Source organism: Microvirga terrae (assembly GCF_013307435.2).
In the GTDB taxonomy this organism is placed as follows: Bacteria; Pseudomonadota; Alphaproteobacteria; order Rhizobiales; family Beijerinckiaceae; genus Microvirga; species Microvirga terrae.
Genome location: NZ_CP102845.1, coordinates 1,664,977 through 1,685,657 on the forward strand (window position 1 = coordinate 1,664,977; position 20,681 = coordinate 1,685,657).

The 20,681-nt window shown below is 64.5% G+C and carries 18 protein-coding genes; 8 read left to right on the plus strand and 10 right to left on the minus strand.

Annotated features, from left to right (window positions below):
* Genes HPT29_RS07860 through HPT29_RS07880 form a run of 5 tightly spaced genes read left to right on the plus strand, consistent with a single transcriptional unit; the run spans window position 1 to window position 5,303 of the window.
* On the plus strand, window positions 1-1,518 hold the full coding sequence (locus tag HPT29_RS07860) for a sugar ABC transporter ATP-binding protein (protein ID WP_173948385.1): 1,518 nt from the start codon (window positions 1-3) through the stop codon (window positions 1,516-1,518).
* Window positions 1,519-1,542: 24 nt separating this feature from the next.
* Window positions 1,543-2,562, plus strand: coding sequence for an ABC transporter permease (locus tag HPT29_RS07865; protein WP_173948386.1), 1,020 nt, complete (start codon window positions 1,543-1,545; stop codon window positions 2,560-2,562).
* Complete coding sequence (locus HPT29_RS07870) at window positions 2,559-3,605, plus strand: ABC transporter permease (protein ID WP_173948387.1); 1,047 nt, start codon at window positions 2,559-2,561, stop codon at window positions 3,603-3,605. The genes HPT29_RS07865 and HPT29_RS07870 overlap by 4 nt, the downstream gene beginning before the upstream one ends.
* On the plus strand, window positions 3,602-3,925 hold the full coding sequence (rhaM, locus tag HPT29_RS07875) for an L-rhamnose mutarotase (protein WP_173948388.1): 324 nt from the start codon (window positions 3,602-3,604) through the stop codon (window positions 3,923-3,925). Before HPT29_RS07870 ends, rhaM begins: the two co-directional genes overlap by 4 nt.
* Window positions 3,926-3,929: 4 nt before the next feature.
* The gene (locus HPT29_RS07880; protein ID WP_173948389.1) at window positions 3,930-5,303 is read left to right on the plus strand and encodes an FGGY-family carbohydrate kinase; all 1,374 of its coding nucleotides are present in this window, start codon (window positions 3,930-3,932) and stop codon (window positions 5,301-5,303) included.
* A gap of 467 nt (window positions 5,304-5,770) precedes the next feature.
* Here HPT29_RS07880 and HPT29_RS07885 read toward each other — a convergent pair whose 3' ends face one another.
* Window positions 5,771-6,841 carry a GlxA family transcriptional regulator gene (locus HPT29_RS07885; RefSeq protein WP_173948390.1) on the minus strand — a complete coding sequence of 357 codons (1,071 nt, stop codon included), beginning with the start codon at window positions 6,839-6,841 and terminating at the stop codon, window positions 5,771-5,773.
* Between the two features lie 166 nt (window positions 6,842-7,007).
* Between HPT29_RS07885 and HPT29_RS07890 the strand changes: the two genes are divergently transcribed.
* The gene (locus HPT29_RS07890) at window positions 7,008-8,873 is read left to right on the plus strand and encodes a tetratricopeptide repeat protein (RefSeq protein WP_173948391.1); all 1,866 of its coding nucleotides are present in this window, start codon (window positions 7,008-7,010) and stop codon (window positions 8,871-8,873) included.
* A 62-nt stretch (window positions 8,874-8,935) separates the two neighbouring features.
* Here HPT29_RS07890 and HPT29_RS07895 read toward each other — a convergent pair whose 3' ends face one another.
* The 4 genes from HPT29_RS07895 to HPT29_RS07910 form a co-directional block, all read right to left on the minus strand.
* On the minus strand, window positions 8,936-10,810 hold the full coding sequence (locus HPT29_RS07895) for a CHASE2 domain-containing protein (RefSeq protein ID WP_173948392.1): 1,875 nt from the start codon (window positions 10,808-10,810) through the stop codon (window positions 8,936-8,938).
* Window positions 10,811-10,817: 7 nt separating this feature from the next.
* A complete protein-coding gene (locus HPT29_RS07900) occupies window positions 10,818-11,375 on the minus strand; it encodes a FecR family protein (RefSeq protein ID WP_259060513.1) in 558 nt (185 codons plus the stop codon).
* Window positions 11,376-11,536: 161 nt separating this feature from the next.
* Window positions 11,537-12,310, minus strand: coding sequence for a trans-aconitate 2-methyltransferase (tam, locus tag HPT29_RS07905; RefSeq protein WP_173948393.1), 774 nt, complete (start codon window positions 12,308-12,310; stop codon window positions 11,537-11,539).
* A gap of 66 nt (window positions 12,311-12,376) precedes the next feature.
* Window positions 12,377-13,546 carry an adenylate/guanylate cyclase domain-containing protein gene (locus HPT29_RS07910; protein ID WP_173948394.1) on the minus strand — a complete coding sequence of 390 codons (1,170 nt, stop codon included), beginning with the start codon at window positions 13,544-13,546 and terminating at the stop codon, window positions 12,377-12,379.
* Window positions 13,547-13,738: 192 nt separating this feature from the next.
* On the opposite strand from HPT29_RS07910, the gene HPT29_RS07915 reads away from it, so the two are divergent.
* Window positions 13,739-15,127, plus strand: coding sequence for a dipeptidase (locus HPT29_RS07915; RefSeq protein ID WP_173948395.1), 1,389 nt, complete (start codon window positions 13,739-13,741; stop codon window positions 15,125-15,127).
* Between the two features lie 184 nt (window positions 15,128-15,311).
* Complete coding sequence (locus tag HPT29_RS07920; RefSeq protein WP_173948396.1) at window positions 15,312-16,136, plus strand: DUF2189 domain-containing protein; 825 nt, start codon at window positions 15,312-15,314, stop codon at window positions 16,134-16,136.
* Window positions 16,137-16,196: 60 nt separating this feature from the next.
* Here HPT29_RS07920 and HPT29_RS07925 read toward each other — a convergent pair whose 3' ends face one another.
* Genes HPT29_RS07925 through coxB form a run of 5 tightly spaced genes read right to left on the minus strand, consistent with a single transcriptional unit; the run spans window position 16,197 to window position 20,618 of the window.
* On the minus strand, window positions 16,197-16,532 hold the full coding sequence (locus HPT29_RS07925; protein WP_173948397.1) for a cytochrome C oxidase subunit IV family protein: 336 nt from the start codon (window positions 16,530-16,532) through the stop codon (window positions 16,197-16,199).
* 9 nt (window positions 16,533-16,541) lie between these two features.
* Window positions 16,542-17,264, minus strand: coding sequence for a heme-copper oxidase subunit III family protein (locus tag HPT29_RS07930; RefSeq protein ID WP_173948398.1), 723 nt, complete (start codon window positions 17,262-17,264; stop codon window positions 16,542-16,544).
* Window positions 17,265-17,278: 14 nt separating this feature from the next.
* Entirely contained in the window at window positions 17,279-17,977 is a 699-nt protein-coding gene (locus tag HPT29_RS07935; protein ID WP_173948399.1) for a cytochrome c oxidase subunit 3, read from the minus strand.
* Complete coding sequence (gene ctaD, locus HPT29_RS07940; RefSeq protein WP_173948400.1) at window positions 17,970-19,751, minus strand: cytochrome c oxidase subunit I; 1,782 nt, start codon at window positions 19,749-19,751, stop codon at window positions 17,970-17,972. Before ctaD ends, HPT29_RS07935 begins: the two co-directional genes overlap by 8 nt.
* Window positions 19,752-19,811: 60 nt before the next feature.
* Window positions 19,812-20,618, minus strand: a complete 807-nt coding sequence (gene coxB, locus HPT29_RS07945) for a cytochrome c oxidase subunit II (RefSeq protein WP_173948401.1) — start codon at window positions 20,616-20,618, stop codon at window positions 19,812-19,814.
* Between the last annotated feature and the right edge of the window lie 63 nt (window positions 20,619-20,681).

Genomic DNA, 20,681 nt, shown 5'->3' on the forward strand with positions numbered 1-20,681 from the left:
ATGTCCGTGGTTCAGGCGCTTCCCGAGATCCAGGTTCCGCTTCTGGAAATGCGCGGCATTTCGAAGTCGTTTCCCGGAGTCAAGGCTCTCGATCAGGTGGATGTCGCGCTCCATCCGGGAACCGTGACGGCGCTGATCGGCGAGAACGGGGCCGGCAAGTCGACCCTCGTGAAGATCCTCACCGGGATCTATCAGCCGGATGCCGGCGAGATCGTCGTCGACGGCGTTCCGGTGCATTTCGCTAATGCCGAGGCGGCGATCCGGAGCGGCATCACGGCGATACATCAGGAGACCGTGCTCTTCGACGAGCTCTCGGTCGCCGAGAACATCTTCCTCGGGCACGCGCCGAGGAGCCGCCTGGGCTTTGTCAATTGGGGCGCCATGAACGCCCGTGCGGCGGCGCTGCTCTCCTCCATCGACGCGCCGATCAGCCCCTACACGCGGCTGAAGGATCTCTCGATCGCGCATCGCCATCTCGTGGCCATCGCGCGCGCCCTGTCGGTCGAGGCTCGCGTGGTCATCATGGACGAGCCGACCGCCGCGCTCTCCTACAAGGAGGTCGAGGATCTCTTCCGGATCATCGAGCGGCTGAAGAAGCAGGGCAAGGCCATCCTGTTCATCAGCCACAAGTTCGAGGAGGTCTATCAGATCGCCGAGCGCTTCGTGGTGTTCCGCGACGGCCGCTCCATCGGGTCCGGGTTGCTGTCGCAGACCGGGCAGGACGAGATCGTGCGCATGATGGTCGGCCGTTCCGTCGACCACGTCTTTCCGAAGACCGACGTGGCGATCGGCGCAACCGTCCTGAAGGTCTCGGGCTATTCCCATCCGACCGAGTTCGACGGCATCTCGTTCGACCTGCGACGCGGAGAAATCCTTGGGCTCTACGGCCTTGTCGGGGCAGGGCGGTCGGAACTCTGCCAAGCGCTGTTCGGCATCACCCGACCGAGCGCCGGATCGCTCGAGCTCGAGGGACGGGCCGTCGACATCCGTTCGCCGGCGGACGCCATCGCGGCTGGCATCGTCTATGTGCCCGAAGAGCGCGGCCGCCACGGCGCCGTGCTGCAGATGCCGATCTTCCAGAACATCTCCATGGCGACGCTCGGCCGGACCACCCGGGCCGGCTTCCTCCGGCAGGCGGAGGAGTTCGCCCTGGCCCGGCGCTATGCCGAGCGGCTCGATCTTCGCGCCGCAGCGCTCTCGGTCCCCGTCGGCACCCTGTCGGGCGGCAATCAACAGAAGGTGGTGATCGGGAAATGGCTCGCCGCCAGGCCGAAGGTCATCATCCTGGACGAGCCGACCAAGGGCATCGACATCGGGTCGAAGGCCGCCGTGCATGCCTTCATGAGCGAACTCGCCGGCGAGGGGTTGAGCGTGATCATGGTGTCGTCCGAGCTGCCCGAGATCCTGGGCATGTCCGACCGTGTGATGGTGATGCGGGAAGGGCGGATGGCAGGTCTCTGGGAGCGCGGCAACCTCGATGCCGAGACGCTGGTGCGCGCAGCCACGGGCAACGTCTGACGACAAGGAAGCTGGAACCGATCGATGAGCCGAATCCTGAAATACCGTGAACTCCTGCTGGTCGCGATCATCGCGGTCCTGATCGCGGTGTTCTCCTTCCGCGCGCCGGGCTTCGCCGCTCCGGAGAGCCTTGCGAACATCTTCAACGACACGTCCATCCTGATGATCCTGGCGCTCGGCCAGATGGCCGTGATCCTCACCAAGTCCATCGACCTGTCTGTGGCCGCCAACCTGTCCTTCACCGGCATGGCGATCGCCATGACGAACGCGGCCTTTCCGCAGATCCCGCTGCCGCTCCTCATCGCGGCCGCCATGGGACTCGGTGCGCTGCTCGGGGCGATCAACGGCTTCATGGTCTGGAGGATCGGCATCCCGTCCATCGTGGCGACGCTGGGCACGCTCACGATCTACCGCGGCATGGCGTTCGTGCTCTCGGGCGGCGCCTGGGTCAACCAGACCCAGATGACTCCGGCCTTCCTCAATACGCCGCGCGTCTCCCTGCTCGGACTCCCGCTGCTCGGCTGGACGGCCATCCTGGTAATTGCCGCCATCAGCCTTGTGTTCACCCGCACGGTGTTCGGGCGTGCGCTCTACGCCGCGGGCGGCAATCCGACGGCGGCGCTCTATGCCGGCATCGACGTGGGCCGCACCCGGTTCTTCGCCTTCGTCCTGTCGGGCGCTCTGGCGGGCCTTTGCGGCTATCTCTGGGTGTCCCGCTATGCGGTCGCCTATGTGGACATCGCGGCCGGGTTCGAGCTCGACACGGTGGCGGCCTGCGTGATCGGCGGGATCTCGACCCTCGGCGGCATCGGGTCCGTCGGCAGCGCCGTTCTCGGGGCCCTGTTCCTCGGCGTGATCAAGAACGCGCTTCCGGTGATCAACATCTCGCCGTTCTGGCAGATGGCTATCTCCGGCTTCGTGATCATCGTGGCCGTCCTCTTCAACGCCCGGCAGGAGAAGCGGAAGGGTCGCCTCATCCTGCGCGACGCCGTCAAACGCGGTCCGACGCTGTCGGAAGCGCCAGCCGAGGGAGCCGCCGCATGAGCACGCTCATTCTGGAGAAGCAGCTGGCCCGGCACATCCCCGACAAGCTCTCCACGCCCGCCGGGCGAATCCTCGGCAGCTGGGAGACCCTGCTGGCCGCGGTCGCCATCGCGATCTTCATCGCCAATTCCCTGGCGTCGCCTCACTTCCTCGATCTGTGGAATCTGTCGGACGCCACCTACAACTTCACCGAGAAGGCGATGATCGCCTTCGCCATGACGCTGCTGATCATCTCGGGCGAGATCGACCTGTCGGTGGCGGCCGTCATCGCCCTGGCGTCGACCGCCATGGGAGCCGCCGCGCAGGCGGGATTCCAGACGCCGGCGCTGGTTGGGGTCGGGCTCGGCGTCGGGCTGCTCTGCGGGGCCTTCAACGGCTTTCTGGTCGCGCGGATCGGCCTGCCCTCCATCGTCGTGACCATCGGCACCATGAGCCTGTTCCGCGGCATCGCCCAGATCGTCCTCGGCGACCAGGCTTATGGCGGCTATCCGGCGAGCTTCGCGTGGTTCGGGCAGGGCTACATGTCGGACTTCTCCTGGTGGCCGACGCTTCCCGGATTCGAGGTGGTGACCTTCGAGATGGTGGCATTCCTGATCCTCGCCGTCCTGTTCGGCATCCTGCTCCACTGGACGGTCTTCGGGCGCTGGATCTACGCCATCGGCAACAACGCCTTCGCGGCGCAGTTCTCCGGCATCCCGGTCCGGCGCACCAAGTTCACCCTGTTCCTGATGACCGGGCTCATGAGCGGGTTCGCGGCCGTATGCCTCACGTCCCGCCTAGGCTCGACGCGCCACACCATCGCGGCGGGCTGGGAGCTCGAGGTGGTCACCATGGCGGTGCTCGGCGGTGTGAGCATCCTCGGCGGCTCCGGCACGATCCCGGGCGTGGTGCTCGCCGCCATCGTCATGGGGCTCGTCACCTTCGGGCTCGGCCTTCTCAACGTTCCCGGCATCGTCATGTCGATCTTCATCGGCCTCCTGCTGATCCTCGTGATCGCGCTGCCCATCGTGTTCCGCCGCATCCGCTCGAGGACCCCCGCATGAGTGCCAGGGAAAAAGTCGCGTTCAAGATGCAGCTCAGTCCCGGCATGGAGGAGGAATACCGCCGCCGGCACGACGAGATCTGGCCGGAACTGGTCGAACTCCTGAAGGACGCCGGTGTCGAGGACTACTCGATCCATCTCGACCGGGAGACCGGGATCCTGTTCGGCGTTCTGTGGCGGCGGACGGATCATCGCATGGCGGATCTGCCCGGCCATCCGGTGATGAAGCGCTGGTGGGCCCACATGGCGGACATCATGGCGACCAATCCCGACAATTCGCCGCTCGACACGCCGCTCGTCACCGTCTTCCATATGGCGTGATCCCATGAAAGTCGCTGTGCTCGATGTCGGCAAGACCAATGTGAAGGCCGTCATCGTCGATGCCGACGAGAGGCGTGAAGTCGCCGCCCGCACGCGTCCCAACAGGGTGCTGACCGACGGACCCTATCCGCATTTTGACGTGGACGGGATCTTCGCGTTCTTCATGCAGTCCCTGAAGGAGCTCAACGCCGAGTGCGGGTTCGACGCCATCTCGATCACGGCCCACGGCGCGAGCGGTGCGCTTCTCGGGAAAGACGCCCTGGTGATGCCGGTCCTCGACTACGAGTTCGGCTACCCGCCGGAGATCGACGCCACGTATGACGCGATCAGGCCGCCCTTCTCGGAGACGTTCTCGCCGCGCCTACCCGGCGGCCTCAATCTCGGAGCACAGCTGCACTATCAGAAGACCGCTTTCCCGCAGGCCTTCGAGACCACGCGCACCATCGTCACCTACCCGCAATATTGGGCCTGGAGGCTCACCGGCATCGCCGCGACGGAAGTGACGTCGCTCGGCTGCCACACCGATCTCTGGCGGCCGCAGCAGGGGAGCTTCTCCTCGCTCGTCGAGCGCCTGGGGATTGCCGACAAGCTGGCTCCCGTCCAAAAGCCGTCGGACCGTCTGGGTGATGTGACGGAGGACATCGCCGGGACGATCGGGCTCGCTCGCCCCGTGCCTGTCTATTGCGGCATCCACGACTCGAATGCGTCGCTGCTGCCCCATCTCGGTCAGCATCAGGCGCCGTTCGCCGTCGTCTCGACCGGCACATGGGTGGTGATCTTCGCGGTCGGCGGAGACCTGGATCACCTCGATCCGACCCGAGATACGCTCGCGAATGTGGACGCTCTCGGGCGCGCAGTGCCGTCGGCCCGCTTCATGGGCGGGCGTGAATTCGAGCTGCTCACAAAAGGCCAGGGGACGGCGACGCCGGACGCCATCCGCCGCATCGTGGACGAGCGCATTCTCCTGACGCCGGGCGTCGTGCCCGGATGCGGCCCGTTTCCCGCTGCACGCCATCGGGTCGTCAATGCGTCGAACGATCTGAATCCTGATGAGACCTATGTGGCGGCCTCGCTTTACGCGGCTCTCATGACGAAGGCTTGTCTCGATCTCACCCGCGCGGCAGGCCTGGTCATCGTCGAGGGTCCTTTCGCGCGCAATGCCCTCTATGTGGAAGCCCTGTCGAAAGCGGTCGGGCGCGCGGTCATTCCCGTTTCCGGCTCGACCGGGACAAGCATCGGCGCGGCGCTTCTTGCGCTTGGAACTTCAGATCCGCTCGCGGCTCGGGAACAGCCCGCGCCCGTCCTCAACCAGCTTCCGGCCGCGTTTCACGAATATTGTGCCGAGTGGGGCCTCCTTGTGGAGAAGGATGCCGTCTGAAGGTCTTTGGAGCACCCGCAGGGTTGCTGGAAGTCAGCTGACGAGCATTCGACAGAGATCAGAGTCGTCAGGCCGCGCCCGATTCAGTGAAGAAGATTGCATGTATCGTTAGAGCGTTCACTCCGCATTAACTCGTTATAGTAAGAACAGCCATTAACCCTATCCTTAATCTGCCATATTGCAGCCGCACTGCGACGCTTACCTTAAGGCACAATGACCTTGAAACATTGGAAAAGCGAAACAGGCTGCTGATGAAATTGGAACGAAAGAACCTAACGTTTGCTGCAGACACGAACACGATCCTGTCTGAATTGGAACGCACGATGGTCGCATCGATCGCTCTGATGAAGCGCCTGCGGCGCGAGAGAAGGCGTTCGGTCCGGGTGGAACGGTCGGGCGAAGAGCAGAGCGCCTGACCGAAGCGCGTTCGACGCAATCCCGAAAACGACGGCGCGGCTCTGCGCCATTCACCACGGGGGGCCAGCAGGAACCTCGATGCGTGAGCCGCGCTGATCGAAGGAAGTCGACATGGGTGACGCTCCGAAGCGGCTTCGATAATCTGTCGGGCAAATGCCCGTGTGGCGCTTGAACAGGTCTCGGAAGAAAATCACGTCGTCGTACCCGACCGCCCGGCTCACCTCCTGGATCGTCTGCTGCCCGTCCTCCAGCAATCGTTTCGCCATGGTCACGCGAACGATGTGAATGTAGCTCATCGGCGTGTGACCGGTCGCATCCTTGAAGCGGCGAATGAAGTTGCGCGGACTCATGCCGACCCTGGCTGCGATGGCATCGACGCCAATCGACTGCCGAAAATGCTGGTGCACCCAATCCTGCGCGCGCTGGATGTTCTCATCCCTGTGATCCCTGCGAAGAACGACATCGGCAAAGGCGATTTGCCAGGTTCGCGGCATCTCGATGAGCAGGGCTTTGGCGCATTGCAAGGCGATGTCGCGGCCGGCAAGCCGCTCGACCAGATAAAGGCTCAAGTCAGCGGCTGAGTTGATGCCGCCGCTGCAGGCGACGTGTCCGGCATCGGTGATCAGATAATCCGGCTGCCAGTCCACCTCCGGGAAGCGCTTGCGATAAACATCCGCCAATGCCCAATGGGTCGTTGCAGGCTCCCCGTCGAGCAGTCCCGCCTCGGCAAGCAGGGCGACCCCCGAACAGACACCGGCGATCCTCGCTCCTGCCTTGGCCCATGTCTGCAGCCAGGGGATGACGCCGGCGTTGCGCTCGATGACCGCGTCGATGGAATAGCCCGTCTGCATCAGTGTATCGAGCGGCAGCCCGCCCGCCGGGACGAAAACGAGATCCGGTCGCTCCACCGTCTCGACGGCGCTGGAGGGGAGAAGCGAGACCAGCTGATCCGTCACGGCCGGGCCACCTCCAAGGGAGGCCGTCGTCACGCGGAATCGTGGTTCCGGTGCCTTGCCGCTGAGAAGATTCCAAAGGGTCCCGGCATTGCGGAAGATCTCCATCGGGAGCAGGGCCGTCGAGGCGCAACCGCCATTCAGGAACAGAACGACCACATGGAGCATCGCGGGTCTCCTTGGCAGTCTTGCCCCCTCACGTTGTCATGATCGCCTCTCCCGGGCAAGTAAACTTCCAGGCACAGTCGAGCAGAGTTCGCCGCGTTCGCGGCTGGTGCCGGGCGAGTGCGCCCGCCGACGCCTTTCCCTTCCATCACTCCGGGAATTCGTGCTCATGACAACCCTCATCGCCCAGCGCAACCGCCCCTCGGCGAGATCCCTGCTTCTCTCGGCAAGCGCCGCTACGATCATTCTCACGGCAGCTCCCGCGTTTGCTTGTCCGCTGGGATCTCACGACAGCCCGCGAGTGCGGATGCTCCACGCCCTGCAGATGTCGGGCGCGTCCGGCCCGGGGCATCATCGGGATGTCGCCCAGCTCCAAGCGCAGCCGAAGCGCACGGAACTCGGCAGCTACAGCCGTGACCTGCCGAAAGGCGCGGCAGCACCGCGCGCGGACGGACGACCGCCCCTCTACGACAATCTCGGCCAGCTGTCCTGGGCGGTGACCAAAGACCGGAACGGGCAGGCTCAGTCCTATTTCGATCAGGGTTATCGCCTGGGCTGGGGCTTCAATCACGCGGAGGCGGCGCGGTCCTTCCGGGCCGCGCAGGAGCTCGATCCGGGTTGCGCCATGTGCCTGTGGGGCGAAGCCTGGGTTCTCGGCCCGCATATCAACTATCCGATGGATGCGGACGCGAACGTGCGCGCCCTCGTCGTCCTGGAGAAGGCACGAGGCCTGGCGGCGGACAACGGAGACCTCCAGGTCGCCCTGGTGGAGGCCCTGTCGAAGCGCCACTCGTCCGATCCCAAGGCGGACCGCAAGGCCCTGGATCAGGCCTATGCGGACGCCATGGAGGAGGTGCAGGCCCGCTTCCCGCAGAACGCCCATGTGGCGCTGCTCACCGCGGACGCGCTCATGAACCTCACGCCCTGGGACTACTGGGCGGATGGCGGCAAGACGCCGAAGGGCAAGACGGAGAGGATCGTCGAACTGATCGAGGGCGTTCTCGGGACGCGTCAGGTCGGACCGCTCGAGGCGAACCCCGATCATCCCGGGGCCATTCATCTCTACATCCATGCGATCGAAGCATCGGACCGTCTGGAGCGGGCTGTGCCGCACGCGGAGCGGCTGGAGAAGCTGATCCCGGGCGCCGGGCATCTGGTGCACATGCCGAGCCATATCTGGTATCGGCTCGGCCGCTGGCGCGACAGTCTCGACGCGAATGTCCGGGCGGAGGCGGCCGATGAGGCGTTTCTGCAGCAGGGAAGTGCGAGCCTCCTCTATTCGGAGGCCTATTACGCCCACAATGTCCATTTCGTCATGGTGTCGGCTCTGACGGGCGGTGACGGACGCACCGCGGTCGCAGCCGCGCAGAAGCTCTCCGGCATCGTGTCGGACCGAGCCAAGCGTGAGGTGCCCTGGACGCAGCCGATCGCCGCCGCACCCTACTACGCGCAGGCGCTCTTCTCGATGCCCGAGGATGTGCTGGCTCTCCCGAAGCCGGAGGGCGACTTCCCCTTCGTCGAGGCCGCTTGGCATTATGCCCGCGGCGTGGCCTTCGCGCGTCTCGGGCGGGCGGACGAAGCCCGGGCCGAGGCGGCCGCGATCGAAGGCCTGGCCAAGAAGCCGGAGATTACCGCACTCCCGGATGCCGGTGTGCCCGGACCGGACCTCATGACCATCGCGGCCCATGAGATCGAGGCACGGATCGCGCAGGCCGCGGGAGATCAGGCGAAGGCTGCGTCGCTGTTTGCGGAGGCGGCGGCCATCCAGGATCGGCTGCCTTACATGGAACCGCCATACTGGTACTATCCGGTGCAGCAATCCCTCGGCGCGGCCCTCATGGCCCAGGGAAAGCCGATGGAGGCCGAGGCGGCGTTCCGTGCCGCGCTCCAGCGTTCGCCGAACAACGGATGGGCGGCCGCAGGATTGCTGCGCGCCGCGCAGGCGCTGAACGATCAGCAGGCGGTCGAGGAAGCTGAAGCCCTGATGCAGAAGAACTGGTTCGGCGCGGGCATGCCCGCACCTGATCGGCTCTGAATTTCGCACGTCGCATTGCAAGCGCCGGAGACGGCTCCGATGCGCCATCAGTGTCGCCTCCGTCACTTCGCCCGGGGCGGCTCTCTTCGCCAAAGCCACGCGGGAATCGCGCCTGCGCGACCGCGGATCGCGGTCGCCCGCGGTCCGTCGAGGCTTCCGGATCGAAGGACGATCCGGGCGGGCCCGGCCGCTTGAAGTAGGTCGTCGCTCATGGCGATATCGGCCTGATGCGTGGCTGCCACTTCCATCAGGCGGCTCGCGACATTGACCGTGTCGCCCGTTGCCGTGATGTGCTGATGGCTGTCCCCGCCGAGACGTGACGCGATGATACCGCCATGATGGGCCCCGATCTTGAAGCCGATGCGCGTTGCGATCGGCTCCGGCAAGGACGCGAGCCAGATCTCCATGCGCGCGCAAAGCGCAAGGCAGGCCGCCAGAGCATTGCCGGCGTCGTGGGGCGAGGGGTCCAGCAGCCCGAACAGGATCATGGCGCCATCTCCCATGAAGGATGCGACGATCCCGTGATGAGCAACCGCTTCCTCATCGACAAGGGTGTGGAAGCTTCGAAGGACTTCCCGGGTTTCGTCGATGGAGATCATTTCGGTCATGCCCGTGAAGCCCGACAGGTCGATGAAGATCACCGCCGCCTCCTGGCGGATCGGCTGCATGAGGAAAGCCGGATCCTTCGTCAGCCGCTCGGTCAGGCTCGGAGGCTGAAATCTCTGCAGGGTTTTGCTCTGCGCGCTCAGACGATCTGCCCGGCGCCGGTCGAGCCAGAGCTGCGCTGCGCCAAAGAGCGTGACCGCCGGTACGGCAGCCAGGAGAGGCAGAGACGTACTGAGCCATATCCCGCGTGTGAAGGCCACGACGGTGACGCCGATCCACCCGAGGGCACTACTGGCGATCAGTGCAAATGCCCAGGCGCTGCGCTGCCAGGAGAGCAGGAGAACGAACAGGACAGGAAGGATCACCGCCACGGCGGCATCGACGGTTCGCACGCTCCTTTCCCTGACCAGGCCGTCGCCTTCCGTCAGATGAGCGATCGCCGTGGCCAGAACCTCGACGCCCGGAAGCACCGGGTCGAAGGGGGTCGAGAAGGTGTCGCCGCCGCCCGTGACCGTCGCGCCGATCACGACGGTTCTGCCGCCAATGGCGTCCTCCGCGAGGGTGCCGTTCAGAACCTGGGCGGCGCTGACCGTGCGGATGGTTCCGCCCGGGCCGTAAAAGCGGAGCGGCAGAGCGTATCCTGTCTCGGTTCGGGTCGATGCGCCGCCGAGCTCGACGCTCTCCGGACCCAGAACCGGATCCTGCTTCACGGCCATGGAGGCGGCCCGCAGCGGAAAGGACGGCACGATCCGGTCGCCCGATTGAAGCAGAAGCGGGACATGGCGCGGAACACCTGAAGCGTCGATCGCGATGTTGACCACACCGAGGGCCGCCGCACCTGTCAGGGATCCGAGCGGCAGGAGCAGGCTCTCCGCCTCCGGAAGGAGGGTGTCCAGGCTGCGATCGCTCACAATGCGCGAACGGTTCTCCCCCGGCTTGAAAACACCCGCGGCGGCCACAACGCTCGGCGATTTCCGCAGCGCCTCCGCGAGCGCAAGATCGCCCTGCGGCGGACCGGGGTCGATGAACAGAATGTCGAGCGCGATGACATTGGGCTTCATGAGCGCCAGCGATGAAACCAGCTGCGCCATGGTGGCTCTCGGCAGCGGATAGGACCCAGTCGTCTGGATCGTCTGGTCGTCGATGGCCACGATGGTAATCGCGTCTGGAGCAGGACGTGGCCCCTGAATCAGGAATCGAAGATCCGCAAGCGGCGCTTCCACGCGGTCGAGGAGATCGGAGCCGCCTCGCCAATGCGGCAGGGCAAGGCCGGCGCCCCAAAGCCCAGCCAGGGCCGCGGCGATCAGGGTCGAGGCATGGCGCCGCCCCATGAGGAGATTATCGTCCGAAACGTGCCAGGAGGGCGGACGCGCGCGCGGCGGGCCATCGTCTGACGACAAGGGGCGCCGTCCCCACCTCCACGTCGACGCCTTCGCCGGGGCTGAGCGTGACGCTCCCGGGCCCGCCGCGCGTCCGCCGCACGGAGACACGGCCGGCCACCACGAAAACGGAGGTCCGGCCTCCCGCGACATCGACGGCCCATTGCGTGCCGCGCACGGCCGCGATGGCCTGCGGCGTCCGCACCTGGAAGCTCCGCCTTCCAGGTGTCGCGGGCGCGTCGACGAGAACCGCGCGACTTCTCAAATCGATCGCATCCGGACGGGCGTCGCGGTTCTGGTCGACGAGACCGAAGTCGGCCCCCGCCTCCGCCTCGACCGTGAGGCCGTCATGGCAGCGCAGAACTTGCCGCGGCGGAGCTGCCGTCGCCTGCATGACGCATCCGATGCTCTGTGCGTCGGCACGCCCGATCCAGGCAAGACACAAGGCGAGACCGGGCAGAAGAAGCCGCGTGATAGCGGCACGCGGTGCGAAAGGACCGATCTGACACAATGCCATGCTTCAATTCCGGCGCCGGCGATAGGCAGGTTCTTGCGGGGGGACGGTTCTCGCCGCATATACTATGGAGGCCAAGAGCGGGCCAGCGATGTGCTCGACAGCACGCCCCGATCCAGCCAATCCGCGCCGCTTCGAACGGACAACGCCACGGCGATGTGGCGTCACAGCTTGCGTGCGACGAAGAAGAGGCGTGGGAAGCGCAGCAGGACCTTGCCATCGTGCTGGACGGGATAGGCTCGTGCGATCTCGGCCTGGTAGCGGCGCAGAAATTCGGGGCTTTCCTCGTCGGAAAGAGCTTCGAGATACGGCTTCAATCCGGTGCTTTTGAACCATTCGACGATGGCGTCGGGGCCGTCGAGCGGATGAACATAGATCGTCTGCCAGATGTCGACCGTGCATCCGGCCTGCTGTAGCCAGCCGTAATAATCGTCGAACGATCCGATGGTCTCCCGGGCTCTGGCAACCGGCGCGAGCCGGTCGGCCCACGGTGCTTCCTGCGCAACCCGGGTCATGAGACGGTGAGAGGACTCGTCCAGATTGTTCGGCATCTGAACGGCGAGACATCCGCCCTCCGTCAGGAACGAGATCAGGCGGTTCAGGAGCCGTGCGTGATCGGGAAGCCATTGGAGGACGGCATTGGCGAAGATCAGGTCGAAGCGCTCGTCCGGATGCCAGCTTGCGATATCGCGCTCCTCGAACTGCAGATCCGGCAAGCGCTGGCGCGCCTTGGCGAGCATGTCCGGTGAATTGTCGAGGCCGAGGATCCGCGCGCTCGGATAGCGCCTGGCGATCAGCTCCGTGCTGTTTCCCGGGCCGCAGCCGATGTCCACGCACTTCGCGGCGCCCTCCAGGGGAACACGTCCGAGGAGATCGACGGAGGGCCGGGTGCGCTCGTCCTCGAATTTCAGATATTGCCCAGCGTTCCAATCTGCCAACGGAAGGTCCTCCTCGCCGCTTCGCGCAAAGCCGCAGCGCATGACCTCGTTATCTACAGCAGAAGCTCAATCAAGAGGAGCGAAAACCTGCTGCGGGCGGTCGACGCCCCGCAGGCGGTGGCGGCCGAGATCGACGAGCGGCTGACCGAGCTCCCGGGCGAAGACCCGCGACATGAGCACTTGTCGATCGAGCTGCTTGGCCAGATCCAGGAGCCTGCTGGCGCGGTTCACGGCCGGGCCGATGACCGTGAAATCGAGCCGGTGAGACGCGCCCACATTGCCGTAGGCGACCTCGCCGAAATGCAGAGCGAGGCTATGCGTCAGCGGAGCACGGCTCGCAGATCCTCGGACGCCGTTTTCGATTTCCGTTCTCGAGCAGAACTCCTGGGCGGCCGCGAGGGCGCTTCGGCACGCGGAGGTGCCGTTCTGCTCCGGCGATGTCGGGAAGATCGCCAGGACGGAATCGCCGATGAACTTGAGAACCTCGCCGCCATGCGCTTCGACGACATCGCCGATGATTCCGAACCAGAGGTTCAGATCGGCGAGCACGTCGGGGATCGGCGAGTGCTCGGACAAGGAGGTGAAGCCGCGCAGATCCGTGAACCAGATTGCGGCTTCGATGAATTCCACCGCGCCGCGATCGACCCGGCCCTCGATGATGCGCTGGCCAGTGCGAGGCCCGACATAGGTGTCGAGCAGGTCGATCGCGATCCGCCGCAGCACATGGCGCTCCAGGTAGGGGCTCAGCACCCTTGCGGCGTATCCCAGCTGGTCGATTTCGGATGGATCGAAGCCCCGGAGATCCCGTGTGGCGAAGGAGATGGCAGCGGTGCGGGTCTGATCCAAGAACGGCAATGGATACATGACGTAATCTGTCGCGCCCGACGCTCTCAGCTCCTCGAGCAGCGGCATCCGAGGGGCGGGCGCATCGAGCCTGCGGCGGAAGGGTGCACTCGTCTCATCCACGATGCGGGTCGGACTGTTGAGATAGGACGGCGATGTTGCTGCAGTGGCCCTGTCGGATTCCCGCACGGACACGCTCTCGTCCATCCACACATGCTGCCAGCCGCTGACCTCCGGATGCAGGACCTCCAGACCGAGGGATGCGCGCCAGATCGGCACGCCTGCCCGGACGAGCTCACGGCAGAAGCCGGCGAACAAGTCCCTCACATTCTCGTGCGGCGCCCGCTCGATCAGCCAGCGCGAGATCCCGTCGATGCGCTCCGAAGCGTCCATGCGTGCCTCGCCATGATGCTCCATCTGACCATTCCGGAGACGATCTGGCAAACGCCTGGGAGCATCCATACCCTTGGGGCGAACGTGAGGATTCCCCTTTTACCGATCGGGCGGAGACGGTAGAACGGCACGGCCCGCCTGGAAATCCCGTTCCGGTGCCGCGTCGACGCGGCGAGCAAAGAGGACCTTCCCGTGACAGATCATCTTCCCGCCGTCCTCGATCGGATCGACACCGACCTCGACAAGAGCCTCGAGCGTCTCTTCGAGTTCATCCGCATCCCCAGCATCTCGACGGATCCAGCCTACAAGGCGGAGTGCCGTCAGGCGGCGGAATGGCTCGCGGCCGAACTGCGGGACCTGGGCTTCGATGCCTCGGCGTGCATGACCCAGGGCCATCCCATGGTCGTCGGCCATCAGGTCGAGGCGGCCGGAGGGCCGCATGTGCTGTTCTACGGCCATTACGACGTGCAGCCTGTCGATCCCATCGAGCTGTGGACCACGCCCCCCTTCGAGCCGACCCTCGTGGCGGCTCCCAACGGCGACACCTGGATCGTCGCGCGGGGAGCCTCCGACGACAAGGGCGCCCTGATGACCTTCATTGAGGCCTGCCGGGCCTGGAAAGCGGTCTCCGGCACATTGCCGATCCGCGTCTCGATCCTCCTGGAGGGAGAAGAGGAATCCGGCAGCCCGAGCCTGAAGCCGTTCCTCGAAGCCCATCGCGAGGAACTGTCGGCGGATGTCGCTCTCGTCTGCGACACCGACATGTGGGACAACGACACGCCCGCCGTCACCACTATGCTGCGCGGTCTGGTGGGCGAAGAGATCGAGATCACCTGCGCGAGCCGGGATCTCCATTCCGGCATGTTCGGCTCGGCTGCGCGCAATCCGATCCATGTGCTGGCCGAGATCCTCGCCACGCTGCGCGACGGCGAGGGCCGGATCACGCTGCAGGGCTTCTATGACGGCGTGCAGGAACTCCCCGATGCCGTGAAGGAGCAGTGGGGCCGTCTGCCGTTCGATGAGGCAGGCTTCCTTGGTCAGGTAGGACTGAGCATTCCTGCAGGCGAGCGGGGACGCAGCGTCCTGGAGCAGATCTGGGCCCGGCCGACCTGCGAGGTCAATGGGATCGTCGGCGGCTATACGGGCGAGGGCTTCAAGACGGTCATTCCGTCGACGGCTTCGGCCAAGGTGTCCTTCCGGCTCGTGACGGGTCAGGATCCCGCCAAGGTTCGCGAGGCCTTCCGTGCGCACGTGCGCGCCCGGGTTCCGGGGGATTGCTCCGTGACGTTCAAGGAGCACGGCGGCAGCCCGGCGTTGAGCCTGCCGCTCGACGGCCCCTGGCTCAAGCCGACCCTTGATGCGCTCACGGAGGAATGGGGCCGCGAGGCGGCGCTGGCCGGCACGGGCGGGTCCATTCCGATCGTCGGCGACTTCAAGCGGATGCTCAACATGGATGCGCTCATGGTGGGCTTCGCGCGCTTCGACAACCGCGTGCACTCGCCGAACGAGAAATACGATCTGTCGAGCTTCCATCATGGCATCCGCTCATGGGCTCGGATTCTGGCCGCATTCGCGCGCTAGTCATGCGTGACTGGCTTGCCGCATTCGGATCGGAGCCGCGAGGTTTCCGGTCTCGATCCGGGGCGACAGGCGGATTGTTCGGGCGTATACTCAAAGCATAGGTTACGGTTACGCGTGACCCTCCGGATGCCGCACGCACGGCCGTGATCTCAACTGCCAAGGTTTCAGCCCTGGAGGAGCGATTATGGCCAATTTCCACATTGTTGCCGGAGCAAGCGAGGTTCCGGCACATCCGGTCGTCAGAAAGATCACGCCTGCCGATTTGAAGGAAGCGCTGGCGAAGGGGTTCGATGATTTCTGGGCCATGCCGTCACACTTGGTGTTTCTCGGGCTGATCTATCCTGTCGTCGGCGTTTGCCTTGCCGCGCTCACCTTCAGCAACAATGCGCTGCCGCTCCTCTATCCCTTGGCCTCGGGCTTCGCGCTGATCGGACCCATTGCCGGCATCGGTCTCTATGAGATCAGCCGCAGGCGGGAACTCGGCTTGTCGACCTCCTGGCAGGATGCGTTCAATGTTCTGAAGTCACCCTCGATCCCGTCGATCATCGCGCTCGGCATCCTGTTGCTGGTGATCTTCCTGACATGGCTGACGACGGCGCGCCTCCTCTATCAATCGATCTTCGGCTACGAGGTGCCGGCCTCCTTCGCGCAGCTCATCAGTCAGGTCCTCACCACATCCGAGGGCATGCGCTTGATCGTCCTGGGCAACATCGCCGGCTTCGTCTTCGCAGTGGCCGTGCTCAGCATCAGCGTGATTTCGTTCCCGCTCCTCCTCGATCGGGACGTCGGCGCTGCCGTTGCCGTCTACACGTCGGTCAAGGCGGTGGTGATGAACCCGCTCACCATGGCCTTATGGGGTCTCATCGTGGCGGCCGCGCTCCTCATCGGGTCGATCCCGCTCTTCGTCGGGCTCGCCATCGTGATGCCGGTGCTCGGCCATGCGACGTGGCACCTCTACCGCCGGGTCGTGGAGCCGCCGCATCCTGACGATGCCCATCCGGTGAGGTGAGGGGCCTTCATGAGAAGGAACCCGAGGGCGGCCCACATTATCAGGCCGCCCTCGCGCTGCTCATGAGCCCGATCCGAAGAATGCGATTCTGGACAGGAGCGTATAATCGGATTCGAGGACCATGATGGCCACGAACACCAGGACGGCGCTGATCGGCACCAGGATGGCGTAGACCAGGGACAGCCGCTCCCATGCCATATGCATGAAGACAGCGACGATCAGCCCCGCCTTCAGCAGCATGAACAGGATGATGAGGGAATACCTGAGCAGCCCCTGGAGCTGGAAGTAGTCCACGAAATAGGAGCAGGCGCTCAGGATGAACAGCCAGGCCCAGACCACCAGGTAGAGCTTGATCGGATGCTGCTGTCCCTGCGCATGGGTTGCTGAATGTGCCATCGGGTGTTCTCACCAGAGATAGAAAAACGCGAAGATGAAGACCCAGACCAGATCGACGAAGTGCCAGTAGAGCCCCATGATCTCGACGGACTCGTAGCGACCCTTCCGGCTGGTGAAGAAGCCCCTCCGCTCATGATCGTAATCGCCGCGCCAGACCTTCCGGGCGATGACGAGGAGGAACAGCACGCCGAAGCTCACATGCGTGCCATGGAAGCCGGTGATCATGAAGAACGACGAGCCGAACTGGGCGGCGCCCCACGGGTTGCCCCAGGGGCGGACGCCTTCATGGATCAGTTTCGTCCATTCGAAAGCCTGCATGCCGACGAAGGTCGCGCCGAGCAGAGCCGTGACCAGCATCAGGACGGCCGTCTTCCTGCGATCACGGCGGTAGCCGAAGTTCACGGCCATCGCCATGGTGCCGCTGCTGCTGATCAGCACGAAGGTCATGATCGCAATCAGGATCAGGGGAAGGGACGTGCCTCCGATGGTCAGGGCGAAGACTTCGCTCGGATTGGGCCAGGGCACGGTCGTGGACATCCGGGCCGTCATGTAGGAGATCAGGAAGCAGCTGAAGACGAAGGTGTCGCTGAGAAGGAAGATCCACATCATGGCCTTGCCCCAGGACACGTTCCTGAAGGCCTGCCGGTCGGAGGAGAAGTCGGTCGCGATGCTGCGCAGCCCGGTCGCCTCGCTGTGGGTCGTCCTCAACTCCGTCAGAACCTGTTCCGCCATGTGCAGAACCCCCCTCAGGTCAGCAATTGCCGACAGATGTCCACAAAGTCTCCCGCCCAGCCGGTCATCACGCTCAGGAAGACGAGCCAGGCGAGGAACAGGAAATGCCAATAGGTGGCGCAGAGCTCCACGGACAGCCGAAGTGAGCTGTCGGCCGTCTCACGCCATGACCTTTCGATGGTCCTGCCCAGTGCGACCAATCCGCCGAGCAGATGAAGACCGTGGACGCCGGTCAGGACATAGAAGAAGGCATTGGCCGGATTTCCCGCAAGAAGGTAGCCTTCGCCGGTCAGCTGCCGCCAGGCCAGGAGTTGGCCCGAGAGAAACGCCAGGGCCGAAATGCCGGCTGCCAAGAGGCCGATCCTGAGGCCGGCCAAATCATCCCGTCGGGCAGACGTCCCGGCCCCATGCAGGGCAAGGCTGCTCAAGGCGAGCATCGCTGTGTTGAGCCACAGGATTCTCGGGATCGGTACATTGCGCCAATCCGGCAGTTGCATGCGCATCGCATAGGCGCTGATGAACAACGCGAACAGGGAGCCGATGACCGCCAGGAAGATGCCGAGCCCGATCTTGGACGGCGGGGTCGGATCCGCTTCCGGCAGGGCGCCGGTCACTTCCTGCTCCAGCCAGGGTTTCGAGGCCAGGCCTTGGCGTGCGAGCCACCAGGCGGCAATGACGGCGAGCACGCTCAGGAACAGCAGGATGCTAGCCATGGGGCGATTCCGGCGCAGTCCGCGTGATCCCGGGCTGGTTCTGCGGCAGGAAATCCTGATCGGCACCCGGGACGCTGTAATCGTAGGCCCAGCGATACACGACGGGCAGGTCCTTGCCCCAGTTGCCGTGGGGCGGCGGGGTCTCGGGCGTCTGCCATTCCAGCGTGGTGGCCCGCCAGGGATTGCCGCCGGACGGCCGCCCGTGGCGCAGGCTCCAAAACAGGTTGAACACGAAAACCAGCTGGGTCGCTCCGACGATCAGGGCCACGATGGTGATGAAGGCATTGAGGGTATGCGCCGATGGCGGGACGAAGGCCATGTCGCCCAACTCGTAGTACCGGCGCGGGATGCCCATCAGGCCGAGATAGTGCATGGGAAAGAAGATCGCATAGGCTCCCAGAAACGTGACCCAGAAGTGGATCTTGCCGAGGGTGTCGTTCAGCATGCGGCCGGTCACCTTGGGGTACCAGTGGTAGATCGCCCCGAAGATCACCAGGATGGGGGCCACGCCCATGACCATGTGGAAATGCGCGACCACGAACATCGTGTCGGAGAGGGGAACGTCGACCACCACGTTGCCGAGAAACAGGCCCGTGAGCCCTCCGTTCACGAAGGTGACGATGAACGCGAGAGCGAACAGCATCGGGACGGTCAGGTGGATATTGCCACGCCAGAGCGTGAGGATCCAGTTGTAGACCTTGATCGCCGTGGGCACGGCGATGATCAGGGTCGTGGTGGCGAAGAAGAACCCGAAATAGGGATTCATGCCGCTCACATACATGTGGTGGGCCCAGACCACGAAGCTCAAGGCCCCGATGGCCAGCAGCGCCCAGACCATCATGCGGTAGCCGAAGATGTTGCGCCGCGCATGGGTGCTGATCAGGTCCGACACGATGCCGAAGGCCGGTAGGGCGACGATGTAGACCTCGGGATGTCCGAAGAACCAGAACAGGTGCTGGAAGAGCAGGGGGGAGCCACCGTTGCGTTCCAGAGGCTGCCCCATCTCGACGATGGCCGGCATGAAGAAGCTGGTCCCGAAGATCCTGTCGAAGAGCATCATCACGGCGCCGACGAACAGGGCCGGGAAGGCGAGCAGCGCCATGAAGCTCGCGGTGAAGATCCCCCAGACCGTGAGGGGCATGCGCATCAGGGTCATGCCACGTGCGCGCGCCTGAAGAACCGTCACCACGTAATTCAACCCGCCCATGGTGAATCCGATGATGAAGATCATCAGGGAGGCGAGCATCATGATGATGCCCCATTCCTGCCCGCCGGGGGTGCCGGAGAGGATGGCCTGCGGGGGATAGAGCGTCCATCCGGCCCCGGTCGGGCCGCCGGGCGCGAAAAAGCTCGCGACGAGAACCAGAACGGCGAGCAGATAGATCCAGAAGCTCAGCATGTTGACATAGGGAAAGACCATATCGCGCGCGCCGACCATCAGGGGGATGAGGTAGTTGCCGAAGCCGCCCAGGAACAAGGCCGTGAGCACATAGACCACCATCATCATGCCGTGCATGGTGATGAACTGGTAATAGGCGTTGGCATCGATGAAGGTGAAGACGCCGGGAAATCCGAGCTGCAACCGCATCAGCCACGACAGCACGAGTGCGATCAGCCCGACAGAGAGTGCGACGAACGAATACTGAATGGCGATGACCTTCGCATCCTGACTGAAGACGTACTTCGTCACCCAGGTATGGGGATGATAGAGTTCGACATCTTCGACATCTGCCGGGGCGACGACTCCGGCAGGACCAAGTGGCACGTCGACCATCGGCAGGCTCTCCTCGATCAGTTCCGTTCCTTCTCTCCGTGACGAGGCGGGACCGCCTCTTCAGTTGGACGCAGGAGCAAGGCGCGCGAAACTGCGCGATGCCTGATCCTGCAACCATGCCTGATAGTCGCTTGCTTCCTGAACGATCACCTTCCCGCGCATCTGCGGGTGTCCGACACCGCAGAGTTCCGCACAAAGGATTTCGTATTCCCCGGTTCGCGTTGGCGTGAACCAGATGTAGGAGATCTGACCGGGCACCAGATCCATCTTCGCGCGAAACTCCGGCACATAGAAGTTATGGAGAACATCGGCGGAGCGAAGAAGCGCCTTGACCGGCTTGCCCACCGGCAGATGCAACTCGCCGCCTTCGATGACGACGTCGTCATGCGATTTGGGGTCTTCCTTGTTCAGCCCCAGCGGATTGTCCGGGCTGATAAGGCGCGTGTCCGAGGTGGCAAGGCGGCCATCCGCACCTGGCAGACGGAAGCTCCATTGCCATTGCTGTCCGAAGACCTCGATGTCGGTTGCGTCATCCGGAACGGTGATGAACTGCCTCCAGACGAACAGGCCCGGCGCCAGCATGGCGGCCACGCCAAGTCCGGTCACAACGGTCAGCCACCATTCGAGGCGCTTGTTCTCGGGCTCATAATGCGCCTGCCGGCCGCTCTGGTGGCGAAACCGATAGATGCAATAGGCCATGAACAGGACAACGGCGACGAAGACCGCTCCGGTGATCCAGAAGGTGATGATGATCGTGTTGTCGATATAGCGCCAGTTCGAAGCGATCGGGGTCCACCACCAGGGGCTGACGAGGTGGAATACAACCGAACCGATGGCCACCAGAACCAATATGAGCGCTACAGCCATTCTTCACCCATCCTTGCCGCGAGAGGCCTCGGATCTGAAGCAGAAGGCAATAACTCTTGTACG

Excerpts from the sequence above, each read along its gene's own strand:
- ctaD (WP_173948400.1), bottom strand. The coding sequence starts at position 19,751 with ATGGTCGACGTGCCACTTGGTCCTGCCGGAGTCGTCGCCCCGGCAGAT.
- HPT29_RS07860 (WP_173948385.1), top strand. The coding sequence starts at position 1 with ATGTCCGTGGTTCAGGCGCTTCCCGAGATCCAGGTTCCGCTTCTGGAA.
- HPT29_RS07930 (WP_173948398.1), bottom strand. The coding sequence starts at position 17,264 with ATGGCGGAACAGGTTCTGACGGAGTTGAGGACGACCCACAGCGAGGCG.
- HPT29_RS07895 (WP_173948392.1), bottom strand. The coding sequence starts at position 10,810 with ATGGGGCGGCGCCATGCCTCGACCCTGATCGCCGCGGCCCTGGCTGGG.
- HPT29_RS07885 (WP_173948390.1), bottom strand. The coding sequence starts at position 6,841 with ATGCTCCATGTGGTCGTTCTGTTCCTGAATGGCGGTTGCGCCTCGACG.
- HPT29_RS07870 (WP_173948387.1), top strand. The coding sequence starts at position 2,559 with ATGAGCACGCTCATTCTGGAGAAGCAGCTGGCCCGGCACATCCCCGAC.
- HPT29_RS07935 (WP_173948399.1), bottom strand. The coding sequence starts at position 17,977 with ATGGCTAGCATCCTGCTGTTCCTGAGCGTGCTCGCCGTCATTGCCGCC.
- HPT29_RS07890 (WP_173948391.1), top strand. The coding sequence starts at position 7,008 with ATGACAACCCTCATCGCCCAGCGCAACCGCCCCTCGGCGAGATCCCTG.
- HPT29_RS07910 (WP_173948394.1), bottom strand. The coding sequence starts at position 13,546 with ATGGACGCTTCGGAGCGCATCGACGGGATCTCGCGCTGGCTGATCGAG.
- HPT29_RS07880 (WP_173948389.1), top strand. The coding sequence starts at position 3,930 with ATGAAAGTCGCTGTGCTCGATGTCGGCAAGACCAATGTGAAGGCCGTC.
- rhaM (WP_173948388.1), top strand. The coding sequence starts at position 3,602 with ATGAGTGCCAGGGAAAAAGTCGCGTTCAAGATGCAGCTCAGTCCCGGC.
- HPT29_RS07920 (WP_173948396.1), top strand. The coding sequence starts at position 15,312 with ATGGCCAATTTCCACATTGTTGCCGGAGCAAGCGAGGTTCCGGCACAT.
- coxB (WP_173948401.1), bottom strand. The coding sequence starts at position 20,618 with ATGGCTGTAGCGCTCATATTGGTTCTGGTGGCCATCGGTTCGGTTGTA.
- HPT29_RS07900 (WP_259060513.1), bottom strand. The coding sequence starts at position 11,375 with ATGGCATTGTGTCAGATCGGTCCTTTCGCACCGCGTGCCGCTATCACG.
- HPT29_RS07865 (WP_173948386.1), top strand. The coding sequence starts at position 1,543 with ATGAGCCGAATCCTGAAATACCGTGAACTCCTGCTGGTCGCGATCATC.
- HPT29_RS07925 (WP_173948397.1), bottom strand. The coding sequence starts at position 16,532 with ATGGCACATTCAGCAACCCATGCGCAGGGACAGCAGCATCCGATCAAG.